The organism is Pseudomonadota bacterium (assembly GCA_030859565.1).
Taxonomy (GTDB): Bacteria; Pseudomonadota; Gammaproteobacteria; order JACCXJ01; family JACCXJ01; genus USCg-Taylor.
The window spans coordinates 1-26,739 of the sequence record JALZJW010000045.1 but is presented as its reverse complement, the minus strand read 5'-3'; the positions used below and the strand labels follow the sequence as shown (position 1 = coordinate 26,739).

The 26,739-nt window shown below is 62.8% G+C and carries 23 protein-coding genes and 2 pseudogenes; 18 read left to right on the top strand and 7 right to left on the bottom strand.

From position 1 onward, the window contains the following. Window positions 1-11: 11 nt before the first annotated feature. From M3436_08765 to M3436_08745, 5 genes are read left to right on the top strand one after another with little or no spacing between them, the layout of a single operon-like run. Window positions 12-1,160 (top strand): acyl-CoA dehydrogenase family protein, encoded by a 1,149-nt coding sequence (locus tag M3436_08765; GenBank protein MDQ3564212.1) that lies wholly within the window; start codon window positions 12-14, stop codon window positions 1,158-1,160. Beyond that, window positions 1,157-2,323 (top strand): acetyl-CoA C-acyltransferase, encoded by a 1,167-nt coding sequence (locus tag M3436_08760; protein MDQ3564211.1) that lies wholly within the window; start codon window positions 1,157-1,159, stop codon window positions 2,321-2,323. The genes M3436_08765 and M3436_08760 overlap by 4 nt, the downstream gene beginning before the upstream one ends. Before the next feature lie 7 nt (window positions 2,324-2,330). Then, window positions 2,331-3,935, top strand: coding sequence for a methylcrotonoyl-CoA carboxylase (locus M3436_08755; protein MDQ3564210.1), 1,605 nt, complete (start codon window positions 2,331-2,333; stop codon window positions 3,933-3,935). Window positions 3,936-3,939: 4 nt separating this feature from the next. Next, window positions 3,940-4,728, top strand: coding sequence for an enoyl-CoA hydratase-related protein (locus M3436_08750; GenBank protein ID MDQ3564209.1), 789 nt, complete (start codon window positions 3,940-3,942; stop codon window positions 4,726-4,728). Then, on the top strand, window positions 4,725-5,642 hold the full coding sequence (locus tag M3436_08745) for a hydroxymethylglutaryl-CoA lyase (protein MDQ3564208.1): 918 nt from the start codon (window positions 4,725-4,727) through the stop codon (window positions 5,640-5,642). The genes M3436_08750 and M3436_08745 overlap by 4 nt, the downstream gene beginning before the upstream one ends. Before the next feature lie 87 nt (window positions 5,643-5,729). On the opposite strand, the gene M3436_08740 is transcribed toward M3436_08745, so the two are convergent. Together M3436_08740 and M3436_08735 are read right to left on the bottom strand one after the other, a co-directional pair. Then, window positions 5,730-10,010 carry an EAL domain-containing protein gene (locus M3436_08740; GenBank protein ID MDQ3564207.1) on the bottom strand — a complete coding sequence of 1,427 codons (4,281 nt, stop codon included), beginning with the start codon at window positions 10,008-10,010 and terminating at the stop codon, window positions 5,730-5,732. 258 nt (window positions 10,011-10,268) lie between these two features. Continuing rightward, entirely contained in the window at window positions 10,269-10,841 is a 573-nt protein-coding gene (locus M3436_08735; protein MDQ3564206.1) for a Uma2 family endonuclease, read from the bottom strand. A gap of 249 nt (window positions 10,842-11,090) precedes the next feature. On the opposite strand from M3436_08735, the gene M3436_08730 reads away from it, so the two are divergent. The 4 genes from M3436_08730 to M3436_08715 are packed head-to-tail and all read left to right on the top strand — an operon-like array spanning window position 11,091 to window position 14,433. Then, a complete protein-coding gene (locus tag M3436_08730; protein MDQ3564205.1) occupies window positions 11,091-11,213 on the top strand; it encodes a hypothetical protein in 123 nt (40 codons plus the stop codon). Between the two features lie 11 nt (window positions 11,214-11,224). Continuing rightward, the gene (locus M3436_08725) at window positions 11,225-11,656 is read left to right on the top strand and encodes a type II toxin-antitoxin system HicB family antitoxin (GenBank protein MDQ3564204.1); all 432 of its coding nucleotides are present in this window, start codon (window positions 11,225-11,227) and stop codon (window positions 11,654-11,656) included. A 51-nt stretch (window positions 11,657-11,707) separates the two neighbouring features. Further along, window positions 11,708-12,475 carry an SDR family NAD(P)-dependent oxidoreductase gene (locus M3436_08720; GenBank protein ID MDQ3564203.1) on the top strand — a complete coding sequence of 256 codons (768 nt, stop codon included), beginning with the start codon at window positions 11,708-11,710 and terminating at the stop codon, window positions 12,473-12,475. A gap of 5 nt (window positions 12,476-12,480) precedes the next feature. Then, window positions 12,481-14,433 (top strand): acetoacetate--CoA ligase, encoded by a 1,953-nt coding sequence (locus M3436_08715; protein ID MDQ3564202.1) that lies wholly within the window; start codon window positions 12,481-12,483, stop codon window positions 14,431-14,433. Window positions 14,434-14,620: 187 nt separating this feature from the next. Here M3436_08715 and M3436_08710 read toward each other — a convergent pair whose 3' ends face one another. The 5 genes from M3436_08710 to M3436_08690 all read right to left on the bottom strand — a co-directional run bounded on the left by M3436_08710 (window position 14,621) and on the right by M3436_08690 (window position 18,578). Next, on the bottom strand, window positions 14,621-15,466 hold the full coding sequence (locus M3436_08710) for an alpha/beta hydrolase (protein ID MDQ3564201.1): 846 nt from the start codon (window positions 15,464-15,466) through the stop codon (window positions 14,621-14,623). Window positions 15,467-15,715: 249 nt separating this feature from the next. Then, window positions 15,716-16,057 (bottom strand): type II toxin-antitoxin system PemK/MazF family toxin, encoded by a 342-nt coding sequence (locus tag M3436_08705; GenBank protein ID MDQ3564200.1) that lies wholly within the window; start codon window positions 16,055-16,057, stop codon window positions 15,716-15,718. Then, the gene (locus M3436_08700) at window positions 16,030-16,248 is read right to left on the bottom strand and encodes a hypothetical protein (GenBank protein MDQ3564199.1); all 219 of its coding nucleotides are present in this window, start codon (window positions 16,246-16,248) and stop codon (window positions 16,030-16,032) included. Before M3436_08700 ends, M3436_08705 begins: the two co-directional genes overlap by 28 nt. 137 nt (window positions 16,249-16,385) lie before the next feature. Continuing rightward, window positions 16,386-17,105 carry a putative DNA binding domain-containing protein gene (locus tag M3436_08695; protein ID MDQ3564198.1) on the bottom strand — a complete coding sequence of 240 codons (720 nt, stop codon included), beginning with the start codon at window positions 17,103-17,105 and terminating at the stop codon, window positions 16,386-16,388. A gap of 282 nt (window positions 17,106-17,387) precedes the next feature. Further along, on the bottom strand, window positions 17,388-18,578 hold the full coding sequence (locus M3436_08690; protein MDQ3564197.1) for a Fic family protein: 1,191 nt from the start codon (window positions 18,576-18,578) through the stop codon (window positions 17,388-17,390). 386 nt (window positions 18,579-18,964) lie between these two features. Between M3436_08690 and kynU the strand changes: the two are divergent. The 9 genes and pseudogenes from kynU to M3436_08645 all read left to right on the top strand — a co-directional run. Then, window positions 18,965-19,702 (top strand): annotated as a pseudogene (gene kynU / locus M3436_08685) (kynureninase). A 75-nt stretch (window positions 19,703-19,777) separates the two neighbouring features. Then, window positions 19,778-20,233: pseudogene (locus M3436_08680) on the top strand (hypothetical protein). 23 nt (window positions 20,234-20,256) lie between these two features. Then, the gene (locus tag M3436_08675; GenBank protein ID MDQ3564196.1) at window positions 20,257-20,697 is read left to right on the top strand and encodes a DUF3465 domain-containing protein; all 441 of its coding nucleotides are present in this window, start codon (window positions 20,257-20,259) and stop codon (window positions 20,695-20,697) included. A gap of 117 nt (window positions 20,698-20,814) precedes the next feature. Further along, window positions 20,815-22,134 carry a hypothetical protein gene (locus tag M3436_08670; GenBank protein ID MDQ3564195.1) on the top strand — a complete coding sequence of 440 codons (1,320 nt, stop codon included), beginning with the start codon at window positions 20,815-20,817 and terminating at the stop codon, window positions 22,132-22,134. 514 nt (window positions 22,135-22,648) lie between these two features. Then, complete coding sequence (locus M3436_08665; protein MDQ3564194.1) at window positions 22,649-23,329, top strand: hypothetical protein; 681 nt, start codon at window positions 22,649-22,651, stop codon at window positions 23,327-23,329. Continuing rightward, on the top strand, window positions 23,329-23,565 hold the full coding sequence (locus tag M3436_08660; protein ID MDQ3564193.1) for an AAA family ATPase: 237 nt from the start codon (window positions 23,329-23,331) through the stop codon (window positions 23,563-23,565). Before M3436_08665 ends, M3436_08660 begins: the two co-directional genes overlap by 1 nt. Window positions 23,566-23,613: 48 nt before the next feature. After that, window positions 23,614-25,437 (top strand): hypothetical protein, encoded by a 1,824-nt coding sequence (locus M3436_08655; protein MDQ3564192.1) that lies wholly within the window; start codon window positions 23,614-23,616, stop codon window positions 25,435-25,437. Then, window positions 25,349-26,122 (top strand): AAA family ATPase, encoded by a 774-nt coding sequence (locus M3436_08650; GenBank protein MDQ3564191.1) that lies wholly within the window; start codon window positions 25,349-25,351, stop codon window positions 26,120-26,122. Before M3436_08655 ends, M3436_08650 begins: the two co-directional genes overlap by 89 nt. Next, window positions 26,119-26,739: hypothetical protein (locus M3436_08645; GenBank protein ID MDQ3564190.1), on the top strand; the 621-nt coding region annotated here is incomplete at its 3' end. The genes M3436_08650 and M3436_08645, both read left to right, overlap by 4 nt.

Below are 26,739 nucleotides of genomic sequence, written 5' to 3'. Positions count from 1 at the left end.
GAGGAGCGGTCATGAGTTTCGACCCGGAGACTTGGCGAAAGTCGGTACGCGCGTTTGCCGAGGCCGAGATCGCGCCGCGGGCAGCGGCCATCGACCGCGCCAACGACTTCCCCGCCGATCTCTGGCCTAAGCTCGGCGAGGCCGCGCTGCTCGGGATCACGGCGGGCCCGCACGACCGCGGGCGGGGGCTCGGTTACCACGCCCATGTCATCGCCATGGAGGAGATCTCGCGCGCCTCGCCTTCCGTCGGACTTTCCTATGCCGCCCATTCCAATCTCTGTGTGGATAACCTCGCCCGCCACGGTTCGGAAGTGCAGCGGCGGCGTTACCTTCCTAGGCTATGTGCCGGCGATTGGGTAGGCGCGCTGGCCATGTCCGAGCCGGGCGCGGGTTCCGATATCATCGGCGCCATGAGCTGCCGCGCCGAGCTTAAGAACGGCGCTTGGATCGCCAACGGCGTCAAGAAATGGATTACCAACGGTCCCGAGGCGAGCGTGCTGATCGTTTATATGCGCACCGCCCCGCCCGAGGCGGGCTCGCGTTCCATCACCGCTTTTCTGGTCGAGGAAGGCCTGCGCGGCTTCCGCAAGGGCGAGCGCACCGACAAGCTCGGCATGCGGGGCTCGAATACCTGTGAGTTGGTGTTCGAGGACTGCGCCATCCCCGTGGAAAACGTGCTCGGTGAGATCAACGGTGGGGTGCGCATCCTCATGCAGGGTCTGGACTCGGAGCGGCTGGTCCTCGCGGGCGGACCGCTCGGGATCATGCAGGCGGCCATCGACACCGTCCTCCCCTATCTGCGCGAGCGCCGGCAATTCGGGCGGCCCATCGGCAGCTTCGAGCTGATGCAGGCTAAGCTGGCGGATATGTATACGCGATTGCAGGCGGCGCGGGCGTATGTTTACCGTGTCGCCGAGCAGTTTGACCGCGGCGAGCGATCGCGCAAGGACGCGGCGGCGTGCTTGCTCTTCGCCTCGGAGGCCGCCGTCAACGTCGCCTTGGAATCCATACAGAGCCTGGGCGCGCGCGGCTACATGAACGACGCACCGGTCGGCCGGCTGTTGCGCGACGCCAAGCTTTACGACATCGGCGGCGGGACCAACGAGATCCGGCGTATGCTCATCGGCCGGGAGCTGTTCGAGGAGACACCCGATCGATGAACAGCGTCGTCATCGTTGGCGCCAAGCGCACGCCGATCGGCGCCTACCGCGGCCAACTGGCGGCGCTCGCGGCTCCTGAGCTTGGCGCCGTGGCGATCCGCGCGCTGTTGGAGGACTGCCGCCTCGATCCCACGGCTATCGATGAGGTTTTCATGGGATGTGTGTTGCCCGCGGGTCTCGGCCAGGCGCCCGCGCGGCAGGCGGCGCTCGCGGCCGGGGTGCCGCTGGCGGCCGGGTGCACGACCGTGAATAAGGTCTGCGGCTCGGGCATGAAAGCGGTGATGCTTGGTTGCGATGCCATCGCCGCGGGCAGCGCCGCGGTCGTCGTCGCGGGCGGCATGGAATCCATGAGCAACGCCCCTTATCTCGTGCGCCGCTCGTTGTTAGGGCAGCGGCCCGGCCACGAAGCCTTGCTCGATCATATGTTTTACGACGGCCTTGAGAACCCCGCGGATCGACAGCTCATGGGCTACTTCGCCGAACAATGCGTGGACCGCTACGGTTTCACGCGCGAGGGGCAAGACGCCTTCGCGGCGGAGTCGGTACGGCGGGCGTTGGCGGCCATCGAAAGCGGCGCTTTCCGTGCCGAGATCGCGCCGGTTTGCTGCGGCGGCCAAAAGATCGATGAAGACGAAACGCCGCACAAGTGCGATCCGGCCAAGATCTCTAAGCTCAAACCGGCCTTTCGGCCCGCGACGGGAACGGTCACGGCCGCCAATTCTTCGTCGATTTCCGATGGCGCCGCGGCGCTCTTGCTGATGGCCGAGAGTGAGGCGAAGCGGCTCGGGCTCACACCCCTCCTGCGAATCGCGGGATCCGCTTCCCACGCGCAAGCGCCCGAGGAATTTACCACCGCCCCCATCGCCGCAATCCGCAACCTGTACCAAAAAGTCGGCTGGCAAGACCGCGATGTCGACCTCTACGAGATCAACGAAGCGTTCGCCGCCGTGACCCTGGCGGCGGAACGCACGCTCGCTCTCGATCACGCCAAGGTCAACGTCCATGGCGGCGCCTGCGCCTTGGGGCATCCCATCGGCGCGAGCGGCGCACGCATCATCGTGACGCTCGGGCATGCGCTGAGACGGCATGGGTTACGCCGCGGGATCGCCGCGCTTTGCATCGGCGGCGGTGAAGCCACGGCGATCGCATTGGAGCTAATATAATAATCTCATGCCTGTCCTTGAAACCAAGATCGATCCGCGGGCGCCGGAGTTTCAGCAGAACGCCGAGCACATGCTCGGCCTCGTCGATGATCTCGGCGTCAAGATCGCTAAGGTCCGGGAAAGCGGTCCGCCGGCCGCGCGCGAGAAGCACCGGCAACGCGGCAAGCTGTTACCGCGCGAACGCATCGCTGCGCTGCTCGACCCGAACGGTCCGTTCTTTGAGCTTTCGCCCTTGGCCGCCCTGGAACTCTATGACGATGAAGTCCCCTGTGCCGGGATCATTACCGGGATCGGCCAAGTCCACGGTCGGGAGGTGATGGTGATCGCCAATGACGCCACCGTCAAAGGCGGAACCTACTATCCGCTGACGGCCAAGAAACATCTGCGGGCGCAGGAGATCGCGGCGGAAAACCATCTGCCCTGCATTTACCTCGTGGATTCGGGCGGCGCTTATCTGCCGCTGCAAGATCAGGTGTTCCCCGACCGCGACCACTTCGGCCGTATTTTCTACCACCAGGCCCGGCTCTCGGCCCGCGGCATCCCACAGATCGCCGTGGTGATGGGCACCTGTGTCGCGGGCGGAGCCTATGTTCCGGCGATGTCGGACGAGACCATCATCGTGAAGAACCAAGGCACGATCTTCCTGGGCGGGCCGCCGTTGGTCAAAGCGGCGACCGCGGAGACCGTCGATGCGGAGACGCTCGGCGGAGGCGAGGTGCATTGCCGGCTATCCGGCGTCGCCGATCACCTGGCCGATAGCGACGCGCACGCGCTCCTCATCGCGCGCGATGTCCTCGCGCATTCGAAGCCGCCTGCATCCGCTTTGACGCCAGACCAAGTGTCCGCGCCCGGCTATGCAAGCGAATCGATCTACGGCGTGATCCCGCGCGATCCGCGCTATCCGTATGACGTGCGCGAAGTCATCGCGCGCCTCGTTGACGGCTCGGAGTTTCACGAATTCAAGGCCCTCTACGGCAAGACCTTGGTCTGCGGCTTTGCGCATATCGAGGGTTATCGCGTCGGCATCCTCGCTAACAACGGGATCTTGTTTTCGGAATCGGCGCTCAAGGGAGCGCACTTCATCGAGCTTTGTTGCCAGCGGCGGATCCCGCTGGTGTTCTTGCAAAACATCACCGGCTTCATGGTCGGCAAGAAGTACGAGCACGAAGGGATCGCCAAGGACGGCGCCAAGATGGTCGCGGCGGTCGCGTGCGCGGCGGTGCCCAAATTGACCGTAATCATCGGCGGTTCGTTCGGGGCGGGTAACTACGCCATGTGCGGCCGCGCCTACGGGCCGCGGTTTTTGTGGATGTGGCCGAACGCGCGCATCTCGGTGATGGGCGGTCTAATCGCCAGCTCGGTCCTGGCGGCGGTCAAGCGGGAGAGCACGGAAGCGCGCGGGGAACGCTGGAGCGCGGACGAGGAACACGCCTACAAGGAGCAGATCCGCCAGCAGTACGAGACGCAAGGTCATCCCTATTACGCCACGGCACGGCTCTGGGACGACGGCATCATCGATCCGGCCAAGACGCGCGAGGTCTTGGGCCTGGGGCTGGCCGCGGTGAGGAATGCGCCGATTCGCGCGACTCGCTTTGGGATTTTTAGGATGTAAGCCAATGGATGACGCGGAATCTTTATTGGTTGCTAATGACAGGCGCGGGGTCTGCACCCTAATGCTGCAGCGCCCGGAACGGCACAACGCCCTCGATGCCGACCTCATCGGCGCCCTGCTGTCCCACTTGCAAGCGCTGGAACACGATCCCACGGTCCGCGTCGTGATCCTGACGGGGAGCGGTGAATCGTTTTGCAGCGGCGGCGATCTGGATTGGTTTACAGCCCTCGCCAGCCCGGAACCGGAATCTCATGGTGATGAGATCAAAGATTTCGCTCCGCTGTTACGGACCCTCCACGGATTGAGCAAGCCAAGCATCGCGCGCATTCAAGGCCCGGCCTACGGCGGCGGCGTGGGTCTCATCGCTTGCTGTGATCTCGCCATCGCCAGCGACAGCGCCCGCTTTGCCCTTACCGAGCTCAGGCTGGGCCTGCTGCCGGCCATGATCGCGCCCTATATCCTTCAGGCCATCGGCACGCGCGAGACCCGCCGCTTGGCGATCAGCGCCGAAGCCATCGACGCCGGGGAAGCTCTGCGGATCGGCTTGCTGCACCAGGTCGTCAAGCCTAGCGAATTGGATCGCGCGCTGGATATCCAAATCGAGCGCGTACTCAAGTCAGCGCCAGAGGCGATCGCCGAATTCAAGCGCTTGACGGTGAACTATTCGCCGCTACCGCACGGAGATTTCGACACGGTTGAGGCCTTCCTTGCGCGGCTACGCAGCTCGCCGGAGGCGCGCGAAGGGATCGCGGCTTTTGTGGAGAAGCGAAAGCCGTCCTGGCAAGTCCCATGACCCCCCGCTATCCGAGACGGGTCAAGCTGGTGGAAGTCGGACCCCGCGACGGCTTGCAGAATGAGCCCACAATGCTCGCCACCGGCACCAAGGTCGAGTTCATCGATCGGCTGTCGGCGGCCGGCCTACCGGTCATCGAGGCGGCGAGCTTTGTCAATCCCAAGGCGGTGCCCCAGCTCGCCGACGCCGAGGAGGTGTTTTCCCGGATCGAGCGCAAGCATTCCGTACAGTATCCTGTGCTCTTGGCCAACCACAAAGGACTGCAACGGGCGCTGAGTGTCAACGCGCGAGAGATTGCCGTGTTCACCGCCGCCACGGAGACCTTTAGCCAGAAGAACAGCCGCTGTAGCATCGCGGGATCCATGGAACGCCTGACCCCGGTCATCGCCGAGGCTCGCCAGCGGGGGCTCGCAGTTCGTGTTTATGTCTCCTGCGCGTTCGGCTGTCCCTACGAGGGTGTGGTCGCCGCGGAGACCGTAGCCAAGCTCGCCGGTGATTTTTACCGGCTCGGCTGTGCGGAAATCGCCCTCGGTGACACCGTTGGCCTGGCGACGCCCTTGCAAGCGCAGAACGTGTTCGCCACCTGCGCCGGGCAAGTCCCTGCGGCGCGGCTCGCGCTACATTTCCACGACACCCGCGGCCAAGCGCTCGTCAACATCCTGGCTTGTCTCGGGCTCGGCGCCGAAGTGGTCGATGCCTCGGTGGCCGGGCTCGGCGGCTGTCCCTACGCGCCGGGCGCGAGCGGCAATGTCGCGACCGAAGATGTGGTCTACATGCTAGACGGCATGGGGATCGGGACCGGCGTTGATCTCAATAAATTAATCGACGCAGGCCGTTATATCTGCGCGCAGCTCGGGCATGAAAACGAAAGCCGCGTGAGCCGGGCAACCGAGCAGCGAGGATCACCGGCATGATACTCGGTGACGCGAAAGCGATCGTCCCGGCGACTCCGGCCTCGGCTGAGCGGTCGCAAGGCGCTTGCTCGAGCCGGGCGCGCGGGTTCAATGGACCAGGAGCGGCTCGGGCCTGGCGATCGCGTAGCCCTGGGCGTAATCGACGCCGAGATCCCGGACCCGCGCGAGGATCGCCTCGGTCTCTGCCGCCTCCGCGATGGTCTTGATCGCCAGCACCCGTCCGATCTGCTGCACGGCCTGCACGATGGCGCAATCGAAGGGGTCGTCGATGAGGTCCTTGACGAAGCGGCCGTCGATCTTCAAGTAGTCCACCGGCAGAGTCTTGAGATAACCGAAGGAGGACAACCCGCTGCCGAAGTCATCGAGCGCGAAACGGCAGCCGCGCTGCTTGAGGGCATGCATGAAATTGAGCGCATGCTTGAGATCGGTGATGGCCGCGGTCTCCGTGATCTCGAAGCAGATCCGCCCGCCCACCACCCGACTGTGCTCCAGTTGCTCGATCACGTAGTCGAGGAAGCCCGCATCGCCCAGGGATTGCCCGGAGATATTGATGCCGAGCCGCGCCGAGTTGCCGTTGGCGCCTAGGTTCGCCAAGGCCGTTTGGACCACCCACCGGTCCAGCGCCTGCATCTGCTGGTAGCGCTCGGCGGCGGGGATAAAGGCCCCCGGCAGCAGCACGCCCTTCTCATCATCGGCGAGGCGCAGCAACACCTCCTGATACTCGACGTCGGCGCCGTGATCGCCCAGGGCGACGACCGGCTGGGCGTAGAGACGGAAACGGTTTTGCACGAGGGCCTGATGCAGACGCGGGATCCATTGCATCTCCCCCTTGCGCTGCACCAGCTCCTCGTCGCTCGCCGCATAGACATGCACGCGGTTGCGGCCCTTGTCCTTCGCGGCATAGCAGGCGCGGTCCGCCGCACTCAGCACCTCGGGAAGGGTCTCCCCGCCCTCGGGGATCGAGACCAAGCCGATGCTGACACCGACGGTAAAGCGCTTGGTCTCCCAGACGAAGTCGAACTCCTGCACCGCTTGCACCAGCCCCCGCGCGATCCGCAGCGCCTGCTCCGGCGCGCAATGCTCGAGCAGCACGCCGAATTCATCGCCACCGAGCCGCGCCAGCGTGTCGCGTTTGCGCGTCTTCGCCTCGAGCACGGCGGCGAGCTGGCGCAATAGTTCATCGCCGGCCCTGTGACCGGCGGTGTCGTTGACGAGCTTGAACTGGTCCAGATCCAGATACAGCAGGGCATGCGGGTCCTGGGGCTCGGCGGTGCCGAGCACGCGCTGGAAGCGGCGTTCGAACTCGCCGCGGTTGATGAGGCCGGTGAGGGGGTCATGGGTGGCCTGATAGCTCAGCTTCTCGGCCTCCTGCCGGCTAGTGGTGACGTCCTCGATGGCGAGCAGGATCAACGACGGGCGGTCTGCGCGGTACAGCCCGCGGGCGTTGAGGATCATGGTTTTCTGACCGGCCTGGGGGAAACCATACTTAACCTCCAAGCCCTCGAAGGCCTGCTCTCGGGGTAGGACCTCTTCCAGCAGTGTGCGCAGGGCGGGAATGTCCCACTGCTGGTTGCCCAGGTCATAGACCAAGCGCTCTTGCGTTTCCGCCGGTTGGCCTCCGAAGGTCCGGTAGAAGGCCGCATTCGCCGTCATCACCCGCAGCTCCCCGTCGAGGATGATGAGCGGTTCGCGCACCGTCTCTACGATGGCCTGGGCGTAGTCGCGCTCCTCGCGCAGTTCCTCCTGGTAGCGCTTGATCTCGTCGATGTCGAGCAGCACCACCACGGCCCCGTCGATCTTGTTGTCCGCGGTGCGGTAGGGATAGACGCGCAGGAGGCACCAGCGGCCGTCGCAGTCCCGCACTTCGCGCTCCCGGACCTGGACCTCGTCGATCACCTCGGCGATGAGGGCCTCGAGATCGGGCACGTCCACGTTGGCCTTGAGATCCCCGATGGGCCGGCCGAGGTCGCCGGGCAGGAGGTTCATGATCTTGCGCGCCGGCGGGGTGAGCCGGCGGATCCTCAGATCCGGCCCCACCATGACCACCGGGATGGTGGTGCTCGTCAAGAGGTTCTGGAGGTCGTTGGTGGTCTGCTTGATCTCCAGGTTGCGGTGCTGGAGCTGCTCGTTGACCGTGGACAGCTCCTCGTTAGTCGACTGCAGCTCCTCCTTGGCGGTCTCGAGCTCCTCGTTGGTGCTCTGCAGCTCCTCGTTCGAGGACAGGACCTCCTCGTTGGCCGAGCGCAGCTCCTCGTTGGCGGCTTCCTGCTGCTCGACCAGCGATTGCAGGTACTCGCGGGTGGAGGATAGCTCCTGGCGGAGCTGCGCGGTCTCGCCCTCCAACTCGGGGAGCCCCTCGCCATCCCCGGCTGGATGAGCCCTCGCAGCCCGCCACCGGTCGAGGCGCGCGCGCCATCCGGAGGGCTGCTCGGGCCCGGCGGCCAGCTTCGGTCCGCCGCCTTCCTCGAAGAGCACCAGGCAGCATTGCGCCGCCGCCTCGCGCGGCCGCACCGGCAAGACTTCGATCGCGACCACACGCACCCCTTGCTCCTCGCGCAGGCAGAGGCCCTCGCGGCGCACGGTCTCGCCGCGCGCCAGGGCCTCGTTCACGGCGCTGCGGAGCTCCACGAAAAGCCCCGGGCGGACCATCTTCAAGAGGTTCATGGTCGGCTCCCCCGGCGGCGCCTCCAGGTAGGGACCGGTGCGCCCCCGGAACTGCAGGATGTCGAGGTGCTCGTTGACGAGCACCCCGGGCGGGGCGTAACGGCTCAAGAGCAGCCGATCGGCTTCTTTCTGGAAGTCGGCCGGGGTCGAGCCCGTAGCGCCCGCCCGCGGGCCGGCCGCGCCCGGCGCCTGGTAGTCCTCGACCGCGAACTGCACCAGCGGCCGGCTGCCCGTGACCTGCTTCGCATAGATCTTGTTCGCCCGGTCCATCGCCCCGAACAGCCCGTCGAACTCCCCCACCGTCTCGGAAGACCCCAAGACCAGGAATCCCGGCACGTTGAGCGCGTAATGGAAGGTCGGCAGGACCCGCTTTTGCAGCGCCGGGGCCATGTAGATAAGCACATTGCGGCAACTGATCAGATCCACACGCGAGAACGGCGGATCGGCGGCCAGGTTCTGGCGCGCGAAGACGCAGCTATCGCGGATCGACTTGTTGATGCGGTAGAGGTTATCTTCCTTCTTGAAGAAGCGGTGCAGCCGCTCGGGCGTGAGCTCGGCCTCGATGCTCTCGGGATAGACCCCGGCGCGTGCCCGCTCCAACGTGCCGGGATCGCTGAGATCGGTGGCGAAGATCTGGAACGGGCGGTGCCCCGGTTTGTCGTCGAAGAACTCCCAGAGTGCGATGGCGAGCGAATAGGCTTCCTGGCCGGTGGAGCACCCCGGTATCCACAGGCGCAGCGGCGCGTTCGCGGGCTTGGCCTTGAGGATCTCCGGGAAGACATTGGTTTTCAGGGCCTCGAACAGTGCGGGGTCCCGAAAGAAGCTGGTCACGTTGATCAAGAGGTCCCGGTAGAGCGCCTCGACCTCGGGAGCATCCTGCTCCAGCCGCCCGGCGTAGGCCGCGAGCGAGGGCTGGCCGTGCAGCACCATGCGGCGCAGGATGCGCCGGCGGATCGTGGTGTCGCGGTACTGGCGGAAATCGACCCCGGTGGCGGCCCTGACCGCGCCGAGCACGCGCCTGAAGTGGTCCTCGTTCTCGGGCGGCGGCGCCTCGACCAGGGCCGGCGCGAGGTAGGGGTGGGCGCCGATCTCGGCCAGCCGCCGGGCGATCCCCTCGGGCGCAAACACGAAGTCCACCGCGCCGCTGTCGATGGCGCTTTGCGGCATGCCGCCATGGCGGGCCAAGGCCGGCTCCTGGGCAAAGGTGATCCCGCCCACCGCCTTGATTTTCAAAAGCCCGAGCGTCCCGTCCGAGCCCGTGCCCGAGAGCACCACCCCGATGGCCTGGGCCTGCTGCTCCTCTGCGAGCGCGCGCAGGAAGTGATCGACCGACAGGTGCGGGCCGGGCGCCTCTCCGCGCGGGGTGATCTGGAGCGCGCCTCGGGCGATCGCCATGCAGGTGTTGGGCGGGATGATGTAGACGTGATCGGGTTCGACCCGAAGCCCCTGGCTCGCCTCGATGACGGGCATGTGGGCGCCCCGGGCCAGGATATCGGTCAACCGGCTCTCGTGGCGGGGATCGAGGTGCTGCACGAGCACGAAGGCCATGCCGGTGTGCGCCGGCAGATGGGCGAGGAGCTGGGTGAAGGCCTCGAGGCCCCCGGCGGAAGCGCCGATCCCGACGATGGGAAAGGGGCTTTCGGCCCCTTGCTCGTCAGGCGCATTGAACGTCGCGTTGGCTTCGGCTGGCTCGTCCATCGGCATCGGCACGAGTATAGTAAAAGGGAGGAACACCCTTTTTTGCTACGGGGAAGCATACGCAGCGGCTCGTGAGTTGTCAAAGGCGCCAGGTGCTGGTGAAACACAAGGGTCATCAGGCTACCATCCCCGTGCACGGAGATGCCGCAAACCGCTGCCGGCGGCCTGAAAAGCGCTCAGTCCCGGTGGCAAGAGCTGCGGCACGCGGCGTGTCGCGCCGGGATCTCCGCTTCGCGCTCGAAGACTGCGCGGATCGACGTGCGGTTATTCGGCTTCGAAGACCTCGTCCAATGGCAGCGTGAGACCGGGAAAGAGCGGCGAGGCGAACCGATCGCCCTTCCGATAACGCCCCTTCATCTCGTATCCATCGGTGAGGAGGGCATGCACTTCGATGGCCTGCGCCTTCGGATCCACGATCCAGTACTCGGCGACGCTGAAACGTGCATAGAGAGATTTCTTATAGCCGCAGTCGCGTGCTTCCGTGCCCGGTGAGAGGATCTCGACCACCAGATCGGGGGCGCCCCCAATGGCGTCATGGCCGATGATCGCGCGCCGCTCGGCGCGCACGAAGAGGAGGTCCGGCTGGGCCACCTCGCGATCGGCGCCTGTTCCAAACACCACATCCATCGGGGCATGGAAGACCGTCCCGAGCCTCTGTGCCCGCACATGGGCGAGGAGCAGGAACCCCAGATTGCGGGAGATCTGCTGGTGTGCAGTCGTAGGTGAGGGGACCATGACGATATCTCCATCGAAGATCTCGTAGCGCTTGTCGCTCGTGGCGACGAGCGACCGATAGTCCTCGTAGCTGAACCGGATATGAGGGTTGGGGATGCTCACTGTATTCACCTCGCGCGCCCTGGGTCTCTTCAAAAGTAAGCGTAGCCCGCAATGGAGCGCAGCGCAATGCGGGAAATCTTTTACTCCACGATAGCGCGGATCGGCGAGGGTCGATGCGCGCTACAGTGTGAAGCTTGATAAGAGGACATTAATGTCCCATAGTAGAAGCCGTGAAAGGGAAACAATTCATCAAGCGGCTACAACAACACGGAGTCGAAAATCATCAAAGGCCGCGGTAAAGGCGGCCATGTGCTCGCGAAACACAAGGCTCGTCAGACTACGATCCCCGCGCATGGAGATGCCGATTTCGACCCCGCGTTGCTGCGTAGAGTCTGCAAGCAGCTTGGCATCGATCCCGACGACATCCTGTGATGGAGAGCCCTATGGATTACCAATACCCTGCCCAACTTACCAAACTCGACAACGGCTCCGTCATGGCGGAGTTCCGCGATGTGCCGGAGGCCTTGACCCATGGCGCCGATGAAGAAAACGCCCTCACTTGGGCGCGCGATGCGCTGCTTGTGGCCTTATTCGGCTACATGGACGATCGGCGCCCGATCCCCCCGCCGACGAAACCAAAGCGCGGCGAGCCAGTGGTGGAGGTCCCGCCCCTGCAAGCGATGAAGCTTGCCATCTACCAGGCGATGCTCGACCAGCAGGTCACGCAAGCGACGCTCGGCGAGCATATGGGCATCGATGGTCGCCAAGTGCGCCGTATCCTCGATCTCGACCACAACACCCGGATCGATCACCTTCTCCGTGCGCTGGAGGTTTTAGGCAAACGGGTCTCGGTCGCCATTAGCAACGCCGCTTAGCTTCACAAATCCGGGTCTTGGTTGCAGTTTGATGTTTTATAATGTCGCCTGATGAGACTTTGTGAAGCGACAGCGATCGTCACCGGCGGCACCTCCGGCCTCGGCCTGGCGGCGGCAAGGCGCTTGCTCGAGGCCGGCGCGCGCGTAGCTATCCTCGATATCTGCCCTGCTCCCGCCGAGCTGCTCGCCGAGCCCGGCTCGGATAGCCCCCTTTTTCTAGAAACCGACGTGACTTCCGAAGCCGCGGTGGACCGGGCGTTTGCGATCGCCGCCGAGCAACTCGGCGGGATCACCTTGGCCGTCAACTGCGCCGGCATCGTGCAGGCCCAACGCGTGCTCGGCGCCGGGCGCTTGCTCGGCCAAGCGGAGTTCGCGCGGGTCATCGCCGTCAATTTCATCGGCGCCTTCACCGTCTGCCGCGCCGCCGCCCACCGCATGCAACACAATGCGCCGAATGCCGAAGGTGAACGCGGGGTCATTATCAACACGGCCTCGATCGCCGCCTACGAGGGCCAGATCGGCCAAGCCGCCTACGCTGCCTCCAAAGGTGGTGTGGTCAGCCTCACGCTGCCGCTCGCCCGCGAATTCGCCGCGCTCGGCATCCGCGTCATGGCGATTGCGCCCGGTCTCTTCGATACCCCGATGCTCGCGGGCCTGCCCGAAAAGACGCGCGCCGGCTTGGTCGAGCACGTCCCTTTTCCCAAGCGCTTGGGCAGTCCCCGCGAATTCGCCGCGCTCGTCTGCCATATCTATGAAAACCCGATGCTGAACGGCGAGGTCATACGCTTGGATGGTGCGCTGCGCATGCCGCCAAAATAGTTGTGATGCCGATCTGGACACCTAGCTCAAAGCGGGTCAGCGCGGCCAACCTGACCCGTTTCATGACCATGGTGCAACGAGAGTATGCGCCGAGTGTCACGGACTACCCCTCATTGTACCAGTGGTCGATTGGAAAGCCGGAAGAATTCTGGCCCGCGGTTTGGCGTTTCTGCGACATCAAGCATTCCCGAGCTTGGGATACGGTGCTGGAGCATCCCGCACGCATGCCCGGTGCGCGGTGGTTCAGCGGCGCGCGGCTGAGTTTCGCCGAAAATCTTTTGTGGCGGCGCGACCGGCATCCGGCCCTCATCGCCTGGAACGAGCAGGGCCGTAACCGCGTCGTCACTTACGCCGAGCTTCATTCCGAGGTGGCAAGGCTCGCGCGTTCCTTACAGGCGGCGGGCGTCGTCGCCGGGGACCGGATCGCTGGTTTTTTACCCAATATTCCCGAAAGCGTCACCGCTATGCTAGCGAGCGCGAGTCTCGGCGCCATCTGGTCGTCGTGTTCACCGGATTTCGGCAGCGCGGGCCTTTTGGATCGCTTCGGCCAAATCAAGCCCAAGGTGTTGTTCACGGCTGACGGGTATCTCTATGGCGGCAAATGGGCGGATTCATTGGAACGCGTCCGGCGAGCCCTGCCGCACCTGCCCGAGGTGCAACGCGTGATCACCGTACCCTATCTCGATAAGGGGGAAACCGGCCGCCGGTCGCTGCCGCGGAGTGTTCTTTATGCGGATTTCCTAGCGCCTGAGCCAGCACCCGACGCGCCTTTCACGGCGCTGCCCTTCGACCACCCGCTGTATATCCTGTACTCCTCGGGCACGACCGGGAAGCCCAAGTGCATCGTCCACGGCGCCGGCGGCACGCTCATCCAGCACCTGAAGGAATTGGTGCTGCACACGGACCTCAAGCCCGAGGACCGGATCTTTTATTTCACCACCTGCGGATGGATGATGTGGCATTGGCTCGTGTCGAGCCTCGCGCAGGGCGCGACCGTGGTGCTCTACGATGGCTCGCCCTTTCATCCCCAACCCCAAAGTTTATTCGACCTGGCCGAACAGGAACGGCTGACGGTCTTCGGCGCCAGCGCCAAGTACCTCGCAAGCCTTGAGAAAGCCGGCGTCAAGCCGCGCGCGACGCACCGGTTGGACGCGCTCAAGACCGTTCTTTCCACCGGTTCGCCGCTTGCCCCGGCATCATTCGATTACGTCTATCGGGACATCAAAGAGGACCTCCAGCTCGCTTCCATCTCCGGGGGAACCGACATCATTTCGTGTTTCGCCTTGGGCCATCCCTGCCTGCCGGTCTATCGCGGCGAGCTACAGTGCCGCGGACTGGGAATGAAGGTCGAGGTCTACGACCAGGCCGGACGATCCGTCGCCGGGGCGAAAGGCGAGCTTGTATGCACCGCCCCGTTTCCCTCGATGCCGATAGGCTTTTGGAATGACCCCGATGGGACTGCTTACCGCCGCGCCTACTTTGAGCGCTTCCCGGATGTCTGGGCCCACGGGGATTACGCCGAGATCACCGCGCGCGATACGATGGTTATCTACGGCCGCTCCGATACGACGCTCAATCCAAGCGGCGTGCGCATCGGCACCGCCGAGATCTACCGCCCCATCGAGGCCATGCCCGAGATCCTTGAATGCCTGGCCGTGGGCCAAGAATGGAATAACGACGTGCGCATCATTCTGTTCGTGAAGCTGCGCGAGGGCCTGACGCTCGATCAGGAGATCATCACTCGCATCAAGAAACTCATCCGCGAACACGCTTCTCCGCGTCATGTACCCGCCAAGGTGATCCGAGTCCCTGACATCCCCCGCACCCGCAGCGGTAAGATCGTCGAGATTGCGGTACGCGATCTCATCCACCACCGGCCAATAGAAAATCTCGAAGCGCTGGCGAATCCCGAGGCGCTGGAGGCATTCAAACATATTCCCGAAATAGCCGAGGATTAAGGCCTCCGGATCGAATGGCACTTACTTAAGGCGGGAGTCCAAAATTTCCGTCATTCCCGCGGAAGCGGGAATCTAGTAGGTTCACGAATGACTGGATTCCGGCTCGCCGCTTCGCTCCGGCCGGAATGACGGTTTTGCTGGATTTTCTCTTAAGTAAGTGCCATTCGCCCCCGGATCCGATCGCACCTTAATCCGCGAGCAACCATTCCCGTATGGCGGCGATTTGGTCTGGCGTCGTGAGCGCAGGCGCGTGGCCGATGCCGCTGAACTCGACGAGGTTAGCCCGCGGCCCCCGGCGAGCCATTTGCAATGCCGCCGCGTGGGTCAGGACATCGGATTCCGTGCCGCGTAGGACGCGAACGGCACAGCGCACCGCGTCCCAGACGCGCCAGAGATCTGCCGGACCTTGGAGCTTTTGCCGCAAGCCCTCACCGATGCGCGGATCGTAACGCAGCCGATACTCGCCCTCTGCGATCCGTTTTGCACCGTGCTGCGCCATGTGCGCCCACACGTCCTCGCTCAAAGGCCCGAAGGGCGCATGGATCGCCTTGAAATGGTTTTTAACGCCATCGAGGTCGGGGAAGTGCGGGTCCCGGCCGACATAGGTCGCCATCCGTTCCAAGGCGGGCCCGGGGATCTCGGGCCCGATATCGTTTAAGACCATTTTGCGGATTGGACAGTGCTCGCGAGCAGCGAGGCACATCCCCATTAATCCTCCCATGGAGGTGCCTACCCAGTCGATCGCGGTGACGTGGAGGTGCCCGAGGAGTACGGCGATATCGTTAAGATAAACGGAATACGCGTAATCGTTGTAATCTTTCAGCCAGTCGCTGAGACCCCGACCGGGCATGTCCGGGCAAATTACGCGATAGGTATCGCAAAGCGCTTGCGCGAGCCAGTCGAAATCGCGCGCATTGCGCGTTAAGCCATGCACACAGATCACAACGCGCGGGTTCGCGGGATCGCCCCAATCGGTGTAGTGCATCCGATGGAAACTCTGAGAATCGAGGCCGAGGACGTAGTTGGAACGCATGCGATTACGCGGTTGGGCAAAGGAAGGGTAAACGTTTTTTTTCGCCACGAGAGAGCGCATGGGTGCGCTCGTGGGAGTTTAGCGCCGTCGCGATCGCGGCTATCATATACTGTGCCAGTAGCATCTCCCGTTCTAAAAGCCGTGGCCCCGGCGCTGCGCGCCGACCAACGCACCAGGTCAGAGGCGCGCGCCGGTATGAAGCTAGCAAAGTAGGACGACGCTTCACGGCGCGTCCTCTGCACCGTCGGGTTAGGGCGAAGTTGACCGTAGCAGTGCTATCACAGCGCCTAATACTCGTGCAAAAGAATCTGGCTTTAGCCGACCAGCCTGAGACGCTATCAGGGTTTCATTGGCAGTGAAAAGCTTGCCCGGACGCGCATAACTTTTCACTCGCAAGGGTCCAATTTCGAAATCCACATCATTAAGCATAACGGCGTGCAGATCGGCGTAGGGATTGCTCGTGATCTGGCAAAGCACCCAATCACCTCGGCCAGCATCAGCCAGCACTAAGGCCGGGCGGAGTTTGGCTCGTGACAAGTCAGAGAAAGGAAAAGGCACCAAAACTACTGCGCCAACTGTAAGTGTAACCAAGCCTCGTCCTCCTCCTTCCGGCCCCAGTCCGAAAGCGCCGCCTCGCTTAACAGTGCGGTCTCGTGGGGTTCGGTGGTCGGTTCCTCCTCAAGGATAGTTACCAAGGCTCGATGGTCTCCCTCAAGCGTGACAGGCTCAAGCAAACGAATTTGTCCGTGTGCATCAATTACAGCCTCTACTGTGCGAATCATGTGTGACCTCCTTGAATTATTGTACCTCTACCACTGAGCAAGCCCTAACGTCTCCAATTGAGCCGCGGCTCGCGCGAGTGATTCTCTGACAGACTGCTACCCGCCGTCGGCTCCAATTGGTTGTTAGACCGCCAAGGTTACGGGTGCCTTGGTTTAAGAAGCAAGATGTGTTCGTATCGGTCACCAACCGCCCCCACCCACACTTCGCGTCGAGTCCCCGGGTACATGGCGAGCTCGTACCCCCGCGAAAGGCAGCTGTCGCGATTCGTGAGTAGCGGAAGCGACAGCTCTCGTCCCAGCGCCCTGTAATGCGCTTCAAGTTCCTTCATCACGGGGTCGTTCATACGAGCAATCTTGAAGGGGACACCGCCCAGGATCATCCGACGCAGATCCTCGCGAAGGGCGACGGTGTTCTTGCTGCCTCGCCGAAACCATACTTGCCCTTCGAAAAGCACGCCTCCAAGATTCGAAGTAACAAAGTGCGGGTAGTCGGGAACGCGCAAGACCGTGACAATACCCACGGTCTTCGAGGCATCCCACACAACTTCAGAGTAACGAAACGTAGGTGGCGGAGAGAACGTATTCTCGGCCCACTGCTGAAGCTGGGCGTCATCCAGAGATCTCGTGACGCCACACACCAGACGGGTCGCGCCGTGGTCCTCGGCCCCGTAGACCAAGTAACCCTGGTCCGCTCCATGACCATTCGCGAGCGCTATCAGGTCTTTGAGTAACTTCGCTCGACCGACATCCCAGCCTGGGCCACGTGTTCCGAGAAGTTCGGAGGGAAAGTCCCGCTTCCAATCTAGATCGGTGGACTCGCCCTCGAGCAGGAGTGCTTCGAGCGTTTCTCTCTTCATTTCGATGGAGATTCTGGCGGTCTAACTCAAAATCGACACCAATAGGTGTCTAATCCGGTGGCTAAGCCAATCAACGGATTGGTGTATGATCCGAGGGTCATCATATAATCGCTTGATTGGGAACTCCACAATGCCAAGGAATGCGACCGAGGGAGTTTTTTAGCACACCCGCCGCCAACAACCCGCGTCTGCTCGATCACGTGCGGTAGCGCAGCTATCCACCTGAGCCAGGAGTTGCAGCTTGTATTCGCGGACGCGCGGATGGGGTCTGGTATCGAAAAGTCAGGTTCTTGTCCTTAAAGACGTGACCCCTTTATTGCTCTTGGCTTGGCTCGGTGCCGAGTTCATAAACAAACCCAAATAGTCGGAAAACACGAACAGGCGGTTACGCTTGAATCCAGTTACCTCTTTGAATATGCCAAGCGCTTCAAAGCTTCGAGCGAGCGCACTTGCCGACTGATGGGTGACGTCCAACCGCTGCGCGATCTGAGCTGCGTTCATGATCGGCTGTGAATAAAGCTGCTTGAGCAACTCCTGAGCTGTTTTCGCCCGTTTACCTAGCGATAAAAGTTTTCCCTCGCAGCTTTGACGCAATTGAATTATTTTTTCAAACGTCTGCTTGCCAATAGTTGCGGTCTCCGCGATTCCAACTAGGAAAAATCGAATCCAGTGTTCGATATCGTTGGATGTTCTTGCAACCGTCAGTGCGTCGTAATACGCTCCTCTATTCCTGGCAAAGAAATCAGAAAGATAGAGGGTTGGCTTCGTAAGAATGTTCTTGTCCACCAGGTAGAGTGTTATTAGGAGTCTGCCCATACGGCCATTACCATCTAGAAACGGGTGAATAGTTTCAAATTGATAGTGACTCAGGGCCGCCCTTATCAGGTGGGGGATTGCGAGGTCTTTGTTGTGCCAAAACTTTTCCAGATCACTAAGCAGCTCTGGCAACTCCTGGTGAACAGGCGGAATAAAGACTGCGTCCTTTATGCTGGCGCCACCAATCCAGTTCTGGCTCTTTCGTATTTCGCCTGGACTTTTGTGCCGACCCCTAACATCAGTGAGGAGAATCTTGTGCGCTTCCTTGATTAACCGCATTGATAGGGGGAGTCTTTTCAGGGCAGCGATTGCATGGTTGACTGCTTTGGTGTAGTTCTGCACCTCAAACCAATCGTCGCGCCGCTCTGGTTCAATCTCGTCAAGCGGTAAGACAGCCTCATCGATGTTTGTTTTCGTGCCTTCGATGCGGCTTGACGTGGTAGCCTCTTTGATAATGTGCATGTGAATGAAGAAATCGACATCAGGCACAAGTTGAGAATAGGCGTTTAACTCGCCGAGAAATCTGGTTGCGTCTTCCAACAGAACATCGATACCAGGATCGTTCCAGGCGAAGGGGCGATTGATCGGTGCGGGCGTAAAGCTCTTGTATTGATACTGTTGCCTATAAGTGCCCGCTTTGAAGGGTTGAGCTTTCATCGCGAACTTTACATACAGGATTTTATATGTAAAGTAAAGGCGGAAACTTTACATACAGAAAACTGTATGTAAACTTCGTGTACCGGGCCGGTGATCTCCGTTGGCCGAACCCGCCGGACATAGCCGGGCACATCATCGAATCGATCGCAGGTGGAGACGCCTTTCTCTACATGCTCGGGACGGCGGAAGTGCTCCGCCCTGAAAGTATTCCTCGCTTGACTCTTCGCGCATTCACTATAAAAGTCTACTATACTTTCGGGCCCGTGAGCTGGCGCGGCTCGCTGCAAAAGCGACTGCCGCCGGGAAACAATAGCCCTGTCGTTTTTCCGTAACGTGTTAACAAACCCCTTTCGCCGTAATAGGTGAGCAGATCCGTAGCGAGTGACATGAGCTACCGGCTTGGACTCGATTTCGCCCAAACACAGGATCGCGATGATCCGCTGGCGCGCTTTCGCGCGGAGTTCCATCTCCCGAAACAGGCGAACGGCGCCGATGAGATCTATTTTTGCGGGAATTCGCTGGGGCTGCAGCCGAAGCGTACCCAGGCGTATGTGATCGATGAGTTGGAAAAATGGCGGCGCTTGGGGGTTCGGGGCCATTTTGAATCCCGCTATCCCTGGATGCCGTATCATGAGTTTCTGACCGCGGAGACGGCCGGGCTCGCCGGGGCCGAGCCGCGGGAAGTCGTGACGATGAACTCGCTTACGGTCAATCTGCACCTGATGATGGCGAGCTTCTACCGCCCGAGCGCCGGGCGCCACAAGATCCTGATCGAGAAAAACGCCTTTCCCTCCGATCATTACGCCGTCGAATCACAGATCCGGTTCCACGGCTTCGATCCCGCCCGGTCGCTGCTTTTGGCCACGCCGAGACCCGGTGAGGACTGCCTCCGACTTGAAGATATCTCGGACTTGATCGAGCGCGAAGGCTCGGCGATCGCATTGATATTGCTTCCCGGTGTCCAGTATTACACCGGCCAGGTGCTCGATATCGCCGAGATTGTCCGGCTCGGTCATCGGCAAGGCTGCGTGGCCGGTTTCGACCTCGCCCACGCGGCTGGGAATATCTCCTTGAGACTTCACGAGTGGGGCTGCGATTTCGCCTGTTGGTGTAGCTATAAATACCTCAACGCGGGACCCGGCTCGGTGGCCGGCTGCTTTGTCCATGAGCGGCACGCGGAGCGCTTCGATCTGCCGCGCTTCGCGGCGGGGATTGAGCGCTTCGCCTAGCAGCAGCGCGTGGAGATGGTGAAGTTTAAGTCGGGCCAACGCAAGGACGCCCTCACGCAGGAGTATCTACCGGTTTTGCAACGCCGAGGGGGTGCTGTATATCGGCAAGGCACAGGAGAAAGCGCGGACGATGCGCACCGAGCGGCGGCGTCATGTCGGGAAGAGAATGACCTATCCGTGGATCGTGGGTGGATTCGACCACGATGGTCAACCACTACTACTTCTACTGTGTGGATGCAAGCGGAGTTCTCCCTCACCCAAGTGCTCGACCCGCCGGTGGTCGGAAGGATCTTCTTCGAGGAGGTGATCCGGGAGAACCTCGACCTCGGGCGTCCGGACCAAGTGCAGCTCATCTTCAACCGGCGGGTGAATGCCCGCACGCCGGAGCGATTTCGCACCCGCGTGCTGACCGAGGGCGTCACCCCTTTAACTGAAACGCACTAATAGTAATGAAAAAACTATTGCTTCCCGTCATCGTCTTCACAGCCATTGTTATCTTTGGGTATGGCCGACACAATACTCTATTCTCAGCCGCCCCCACATCTGCTGCGGCTGCTAATGATTCAGTATTTGCAAGTGCTCTCGAAAAGCATGCCAGCAATATTCAGCTCGAAGGCCAAGGGACCGTTGTGAAGATCCTGCCTGATGACAACGACGGAAGCCGCCATCAACGCTTCATCGTCCGCCTAAGCTCGGGCCAGACCATACTGATTGCACACAACATCGATCTGGCTCCAAGGGTATCTTCGTTGAGCGAAGGCGACGTCATCTCGTTTAGTGGCGAGTACGAGTGGAATCCGAAAGGTGGCGTTGTCCATTGGACTCACCGTGACCTGGATGGCCAACACCCGGCTGGTTGGATAAGACACGATGGGCAAGTCTTCCAGTAAGAGCGCTACCGCGCCAGCGTCCTCAAAGCCGCCTTCGACGGCCGCCTCGTTCCCCCCGAAGCCGAACCCGGCCGGCGTGAGGGTCGTGGCGCGGCAGACTCCCAGGGTCGAGCCTTAATGCGCGAACGCTTGATTAACTCCCCGGCACAAACCCCGCAAGCTCGTCCGGCCGCATCCTTGCTGGAGGAATTTTTCGCCCCAGGGGTCGAGGCGGGGGATCTGCCGGCGCTCTCCCCTCTGCTCCGGGCGCGGGAGGCGCTCGACGCTTTCATCACGCTTTTTCGCGGCGGCGAGGACGAGGTGCTGGTGCGCCTCTTGGTCCTGCGGGAGATTGGCGCCCGCGCCGAGGCCCCGCGCTGGAGCCCCCAGGAACTGCAGGGGCATTTCGCCTATCTCGATCCGGTCAAGCTCGATACGGTGCTCAAGCGCCTGCGCGATAACGATCTCCTGGTCTGGGACGGCGAGGAGCGCGTCTACCAGTTGAGCGGCGCCGGCCGCATCGCGCTCTCGGCGCTCGCCAACCTGCTGGCGCTCGCCGGGGAGGCCGACGCCGAGCTCGGTTTCATCACCGCGCAGGTCGCGGCCGGCCAGGCCATAGGCAAGGTTTCGGCGGAGAACCTCCAGCACCTTCTCGGGCGGCTGAACGAGCTGCAGAACGAGTTTGACCAGGCGGTGCTCGGAGGTTCCGAGTTCCGGCTGCGGCGCGCGCAGGACAAGCTTGAAAAAGTGTTTCACTGGATTGAAAAAGGCACCGAGATCATGCGCGCCGTGACCGCGAGCGGCGATCTCGACACGGCTTCTTACCGCATTGCTCAGGCCATCGGTCAAGCGCAAAGCCGCATGCTGCGCATGACCGGAGTCTTCGGCCGGGCGCTGAACAGCCTCGAGCGGCAGCGCGTGCATCTCGGGGAGAGCGGACTGTCGTCCTCGGATGTCACCCACTGGCTGCGCGGGCTCGACCGCGGGGCGTTATGCGCGCTGTTGCACGGGGCGCTCCGGGCGATTCCCGAGCCGCTTTTCATCACCCCGCAGGAGATGCTGGACGTCGCGGAATACGAATTGCTCGAGCGGGAGCGGCAAAAGGCCGCGGCCAGCACCCTGCCGCCCCCGCAAGAAGCACCCGTAACCCAGCGTATCGAGGGCGAGCGGCTGGAGTTGCTGAGCGAGTTTCTGGGTACACTGCAAGGCATCGCCGAGGAGACCCCGCTGGCCGATGCCGTCGTGGGGGGCGGCTTCGGCCGGGCCGCCTACCGGCTGTCGCTGCTTGCGCTGGTCGGCGATGCCCAGTCGGAGGCGTTCGCCGGCCCGGTAGCGGAGCTGGCGCGCGTGCCGCTTACGCTCACCCTGTCCGATGAGCGCCGCCCAGTCGGCCGCGATGAAGTGGGGGAGTTGAGCGAGGGCATGCTCGCGCCCTCGAAGCCTGAGGGAAGGGATTGACCCCCGTGGACCACTCTTCGGAGCATGGCGGATTCAAACCACGCAAGAGTTTTTACCCTGACCCCGCGCACGCGCCTATCGCTTTGTCGTAAGCATCCCGTTGCTCCAGTCTCTTGATAATGCATTTCCATTGATCGGGAGTATATGCATACCCTCTGCTACGGCATTCGTCGAGAAACTTGTTTCGAGTCGGGTCGGTTACTTTAAGCTGATCGGATCTCACATTCATCGCTTTCTTGCATAATGATACGTGCTCACTGCATGCCGAGAGTCCGAAAGAAATAAGCAACACAAGAACCACGGTACACCATGCTTTCGTCGTCATTGAGATCAATGCCTCTCTTGCCTATCAAATATAAAACAGCAGGTCTTACTTATAACCCCGCCTTAGCTGCCCAAAGATTGAGGTCTGCTGCGTTCTGCGATAGTTTACAGGCAAACGGCGTTACCCGCATATTCTGGCGCGACATACTGCGGTAACGGGCACAATGAAAGGCGCGAAGGACCTACCCACGTGGACCGTGATATTCAAGCCCTGATCGCGCGCCTCTTGGCGCACCGCGCGCTGCCGAGGGAGGACCCCCTCGCCCGGCGGGCGCTCACCGACGAGGCCTTCCGCCAGGAGCTGGACCTGCGCCTATCCAACTGCGGCCTAGAGCTGCTCGATAATCCCTATGCCAGTCATGTGGCGGCGGGGATCAAACAGGAGCTGGAAGAGGCCGTGTTCGGCGCGGAGGAGCAGTGGTTGAACAACAATATGGGCCTGCAGAAGGACGGCGTAGCGCTGCTCATCATCCTATGGGCGCTCATGATCCTGCCCAAGCGCGAGCGCCAGATCGCCCGCCGCCAGCGCGGCGATGCCGGCCAGGGAGATATGTTCGGCGAGGCCAAGCCCATGCCGCGCGGCGAGGAAGTTTCGGGCGGGATCGCCGAGGCCACGCTGCTCGCGGACTTCGGCGACAAGCTCGGCGGCAAGATGCGTCTCAATGTGAACCTTGGTGTCCTCTCGCGCCTCGGGTTCATCGCCCGCCGCAACAAGATCATTCATGAAGGGCCCTTGCTCGATCTCCTGCTCGACTACCCGCTGCTCGAGCGGCGCATCATCGACGGCGCGCTCGCGGATCTGCTCGCCCGGCGCAGCGAGTTAGCGCGGGAGCTAGAACCCGGCGTTTCCGATCCGGACTCGGAGATCTGATGTTCCACATCCACTCGCTGGAGTTGGTGCACTGGGACTATTGGCGGCGCTTCAGCCTGCCGCTCGATGCGCAGATCATCACCATCGTGGGGCCGAACGGCTCGGGCAAGACCACCCTCCTCGACGGCCTGCGGACGCTGTTCGCGCTCGAGTGCTCCGGCAAGCGCAACTACAAGAACTACGCGCGCCATTCCGGGGAGGCGTTCTCCTGGCTGCGCGCTGTGGTGGACAACTGACGTATCAATAACCGCCGGCACCCCTTCTTCCCCATCCTCGACGATGTGGTGACCTTGGCCTGCCGCATCCGCAAGCAGGGCGGCGACTGGCAGCGCCAGTACCTGATCGCGCTCGGCGAGGTCACTATAGAATCGCTCGAACCCTCGGGCGAGTGGCTGGGCCTCCACGATTACAAGCGCCGCCTCGACAACGCCGGGATCACCTCCGCCATGGCCGAGGTCTTGGCTCTGGAGCAGGGCGAGACCGACAAGCTCTGTGAGTATTCCCCCAAGCTGCTCCTGGATCTGGTGTTCAAGGTCTTCGGCGACCAGCAGGTCCTGGATGCCTATCAGGAGGCCAAGGCGCAACAGCATGAGACCGAGCGCGAGTTGAGGGACATGAGCAATAAACTCGATGCCTTGGAGAACAAAGTCGAGGCGTTGAACACGCGCGTCAACCGCTACATCGAATGGCGTAACCTCAAGGAAGAGCACGCCCGGCTCGCGGCGGAGGTCCTCCCACGGCTGCGCTATGCCGAGCTTGTGGAGTCCATCGCCGCGGCGGACGTCCAACTGCAGGGGCAGCGCCGCCAGATGAGGGAGAGGGAAGGCGAGTTTGCGGAGCTGCAGTCGAACATCGGTCGTCTGGAACGAGATCTGCTCGCTGCCCAAGGGCGGGAAGAGGCGGCGCGCACCGACTGCGCCGAGTCGGAGTCGCGCTTCCATCTAGCGCGCGATGCCGTGATCCGGACCTCCGCGTTGCTCGAAGAACGCGACCGCTGGGTGGTCATGACCGAGACCCGCCACGGTCTCGACCCGGCGCGTCTCGCACAACAGCTCGGCGAGGAGCGGCAAAGGCTGGCCGAGATCGATCTGCAATGGAAAAACGGCCGCGCCCGCCGCGACGAGCTGACCGCCTTGATCGCGGCCTTGCGGTCCGGGCCGCCGCCCGCGCCGGGATTCCTGCGGGAGCTTCGCGCCGCGCTCGATGCCGCGGGTATTGAGCATCGCCTGCTGCCGGAGCTCGTGGAGCTGGCGGACCCCGGCTGGCAGGGTGCGGTCGAGGCCCTGCTCGCGCCTTATCGCTGCCTCATCCTCCTCGCTCGGGAGTCCGACCGGGCCGCGGCCTGGGGGATCGGCGAGCGGCTGCGCTACCGGCACTTCATCACCGCGACCGAGGCCGCGCCCGCCGCGGCCGAACCGGGTTCGGTGCTGGAGATCGTGCGTTTCACCGGATCCGCCCCGCAGTGGCTCTTCACGCTCTTGAACCGCGTGCAGCGGGTGGAGGATGCGCAATCGGGGGCCCGGCTTCCGGCCGCTCAGGACTGGATAACCCGTCAGGGCTATCAGCGCGAGCGCCGCGGCGGGCGTTATATCGGGGTCGCGGAGGGGGACTACCACTTCGGTGAGTTGGCGCGCCGTACGCGCCTCGCGGCGTGCCAGTCGGAGTCGCGGGAGATCGAGTCACAGCTCGCCCGGCTGGAGCTAAAGCGGCACGGGCTGCAGGGCTCGATATTGGAAAAACAGGCCGCCATCGACGGCTTCGACGCGGCGCAGATGCTGGCCGCGCGCGCCGAGGAGTTTGCGGCCGCCGAGCGGCGTCTTGGCGAGCAGCGGAACCAAGCCCAAGGAGCCGGAGACCAGTTGGCCGCCGCGAGCCGCGAGCGGGACGCGGCCGTGGAGGCGCGCCATGAAGCCCAGAATGCGCTGGATCGGGCCAGGTTTCGGCAAGAACGCTTTGCAGCGGGAGATCGGCGCCCTCGCGCAGAACCTCCAATCCCCATGGGAAGAGCAAGTCAAGCGCATCCGGCAACTGCGCCAGGAGCGAATAAGCCTGCCTCCCGCGTGGCGCGGGCGCGAAGCCCTGGAGGCGCTACGGGCGGAATACCGTAACGAAAGCATCGTCGGCTTTCGCGTCAAGGAGCTGGAGCGGCGTTTCGAGACCGAGGAGTGGGAGACCGATGAGAACGTAGTCACGCTGCGTGACAAACTCCGGGCCGATCTCGCGGCCATGCAGTTGGAGACTGACAACCGCCGTCGCTACAACGAGCGCGCCCAAGGACTCACCGAGGCGGCGCGCGGGGAGTACATCAATGTGCTGCGCGCCACCGTCAGGCGCTACGGCAAGAACATCCGGCAACTGGGGGATCTGGCCGGGATCGAGGTGCACTGCGAGCCGCCGCACCTCGAAAACGACGACCTGGTGTTGGCGCAAGCGGGGCTTGCGGTCGGCTTCGATTTCGACCGGAAGGGCGTTGTGGGCCTGAACGATGGGGAGGCCTCCGGCGGCCAACAGGTGATGAAATCGCTTATTCTCTTGATTGGTCTCATGATGGAGGAGGATCAGCCGGGCGGCTTCGTGTTCATCGACGAGCCCTTCGCCCATCTCGACATCTTCAACATCGATCGCGTCGCGGGTTTCCTGAAATCCACCCGTGCTCAGTATCTCATCACGACGCCCATCACCCACAACGTGAACATCTTCGACCCCGCGGATCTGACGCTCGTTACCTACAAGAAACCGCCGGGCGAGGGCTGGGCCCCGCCCGTCGCCGTGATGACCCGACAGGCCCCGTGAGCTGGTCGCCGCCGGACCCGCACGGGATCCGCACGCAGAGCCTGGACGTGGGCGCCAAGGTGACGTTGCGCGGCTGCCGCCTGCGCCGCGCTTTCCCGGAGCAGCCCTCAAAGCTCGACGCCTTGCCCGCGGACTGGCGCGGGTTGCTCCTGCTCTGGGCCAAGCGGGAAGGGGAGCGGGTGAAGTGGGACACGCTCCAGAAGCTCGCGGGTCATGCTAACTACCAGCCCGCCCACGAGCTTTTAGAAAGCCTGCTGCGGGGCGGCTGGGTGCAACTGGAGGAAAGACGGAAAGAGCGCCGCTGGCAGCCTTTTTGGATTAACTTCCTCGACCTCGGGCGGATGCAAGCGGCGCTGGGATTGCCAAGGCGAGACGATCTTGCCCGCCGCTTTGAGGAGGAGACCGCGCGATGCTTTCACGACCCGAGGCTTACGGCCATCGCGGCGGCGCTGGCGAGCCAACCGCCGCAACGCGCGCTCGACCGGCTCGCCTTGCTGCGGGCCTTGGATCGCTGGATAGACGAGCAGCGCTTCGGCACCCGGCGCGATTTCGCGCTCTATGCGCGCGGCGGCACCAAGTCGCTGAGCGAGGCGGAGTGGGACTGGCTCGATGCACAG

Bases quoted from the DNA above. Each gene is read 5' to 3' on its own strand.
- M3436_08745 (MDQ3564208.1), top strand. From the start codon at position 4,725: ATGACCCCCCGCTATCCGAGACGGGTCAAGCTGGTGGAAGTCGGACCC.
- M3436_08700 (MDQ3564199.1), bottom strand. From the start codon at position 16,248: ATGATTCGCACAGTAGAGGCTGTAATTGATGCACACGGACAAATTCGT.
- M3436_08740 (MDQ3564207.1), bottom strand. From the start codon at position 10,010: ATGCCGATGGACGAGCCAGCCGAAGCCAACGCGACGTTCAATGCGCCT.
- M3436_08660 (MDQ3564193.1), top strand. From the start codon at position 23,329: ATGTTCCACATCCACTCGCTGGAGTTGGTGCACTGGGACTATTGGCGG.
- M3436_08690 (MDQ3564197.1), bottom strand. From the start codon at position 18,578: ATGAAAGCTCAACCCTTCAAAGCGGGCACTTATAGGCAACAGTATCAA.
- M3436_08765 (MDQ3564212.1), top strand. From the start codon at position 12: ATGAGTTTCGACCCGGAGACTTGGCGAAAGTCGGTACGCGCGTTTGCC.
- M3436_08710 (MDQ3564201.1), bottom strand. From the start codon at position 15,466: ATGCGTTCCAACTACGTCCTCGGCCTCGATTCTCAGAGTTTCCATCGG.
- M3436_08695 (MDQ3564198.1), bottom strand. From the start codon at position 17,105: ATGAAGAGAGAAACGCTCGAAGCACTCCTGCTCGAGGGCGAGTCCACC.
- M3436_08715 (MDQ3564202.1), top strand. From the start codon at position 12,481: ATGCCGATCTGGACACCTAGCTCAAAGCGGGTCAGCGCGGCCAACCTG.
- M3436_08755 (MDQ3564210.1), top strand. From the start codon at position 2,331: ATGCCTGTCCTTGAAACCAAGATCGATCCGCGGGCGCCGGAGTTTCAG.
- M3436_08720 (MDQ3564203.1), top strand. From the start codon at position 11,708: ATGAGACTTTGTGAAGCGACAGCGATCGTCACCGGCGGCACCTCCGGC.
- M3436_08750 (MDQ3564209.1), top strand. From the start codon at position 3,940: ATGGATGACGCGGAATCTTTATTGGTTGCTAATGACAGGCGCGGGGTC.
- M3436_08725 (MDQ3564204.1), top strand. From the start codon at position 11,225: ATGGATTACCAATACCCTGCCCAACTTACCAAACTCGACAACGGCTCC.
- M3436_08760 (MDQ3564211.1), top strand. From the start codon at position 1,157: ATGAACAGCGTCGTCATCGTTGGCGCCAAGCGCACGCCGATCGGCGCC.
- M3436_08675 (MDQ3564196.1), top strand. From the start codon at position 20,257: ATGAAAAAACTATTGCTTCCCGTCATCGTCTTCACAGCCATTGTTATC.
- M3436_08670 (MDQ3564195.1), top strand. From the start codon at position 20,815: ATGCGCGAACGCTTGATTAACTCCCCGGCACAAACCCCGCAAGCTCGT.